The sequence below is a fragment of the Burkholderia sp. A2 genome, from assembly GCF_001729305.1.
Lineage (GTDB): Bacteria > Pseudomonadota > Gammaproteobacteria > Burkholderiales > Burkholderiaceae > Burkholderia > Burkholderia sola.
The window spans coordinates 5200-6212 of sequence record NZ_LZXX01000117.1 but is presented as its reverse complement, the minus strand read 5'-3'; the positions used below and the strand labels follow the sequence as shown (position 1 = coordinate 6212).

General features: G+C 65.1%; 1 protein-coding gene. It reads left to right on the top strand.

Annotated features, from left to right (window positions below; translation table 11 throughout):
* Positions 1-492: 492 nt before the first annotated feature.
* Positions 493-1013: alcohol dehydrogenase catalytic domain-containing protein (locus A9Z05_RS38055; RefSeq protein WP_256122101.1), on the top strand; the 521-nt coding region annotated here is incomplete at its 3' end.

Here is a 1013-nt window from a genome sequence, read left to right as displayed (position 1 = left end):
CGCGTGGGCGGCGGCGGCGAACAGGATCAACGACAGGGACGAGAGCGGGCGAAGCGGTAAGCGAGGAAGGTCGCGCATGGTCGGTGAATCGGTTGGAATCGGATCGGATAACGAGCGATGCGGGTCATGGCTGGATACGATATATTGTTGCGTCTGTGGCGAGCAATGACCCGTTGGAACATGGCTCGGCGAGGCCCGGCCACCCGGGTTGAAACGGCATCAGGCGGACGAGCACACGAAATGATATGTTATATCATTTCAAATTCCAAGCCGAATGGCGGGATTCCGTCGGCTTTCCGTCGGATCGGCGAAATGGTCGCGTGAGCGGCGGGGCAGCGTGCACCTGCCGGCTCGGGCTCTCGCGTCGCCCGACGCCGATCGTGGCGAAGCCCTGCCGACCGTCGCATCCGTTCCGATGCGTTGACGCGTATCAACGTGCTCCGATGCCGAAACCGGATACTGGGTCGCTCATCGACCAGACAGGAGCAACGCATGACCCAGACCATGAAAGCGGCCGTGGTACACGCGTTCGGCGAGCCGTTGCGCATCGAGGAAGTCCCGATCCCCGCACCGGGGCCGGGCCAGATTCTCGTCAACATCAAGGCGTCGGGCGTCTGCCATACCGATCTGCACGCGGCCGACGGCGACTGGCCCGTCAAGCCGTCGCTGCCGTTCATCCCGGGCCACGAAGGCGTCGGGATCGTCGCGGCGGTCGGCGCGGGTGTCACGCACGTGCGCGAGGGCGATCGCGTCGGCGTGCCGTGGCTCTACACGGCCTGCGGCCATTGCGAGTACTGCAGCACGGGTTGGGAAACGCTGTGCCATGGGCAGCAGAACACCGGCTATTCGGTGAACGGCAGCTATGCGGAATACGTGCTGGCCGATCCCGATTACGTCGGCCAGTTGCCCGCGCAGGTCGCGTTCGACGAGATCGCGCCGATCCTGTGCGCGGGCGTCACGGTCTACAAGGGCATTCGCGTCACCGACACGCGACCGGGCCAGTGGCTCGCGAT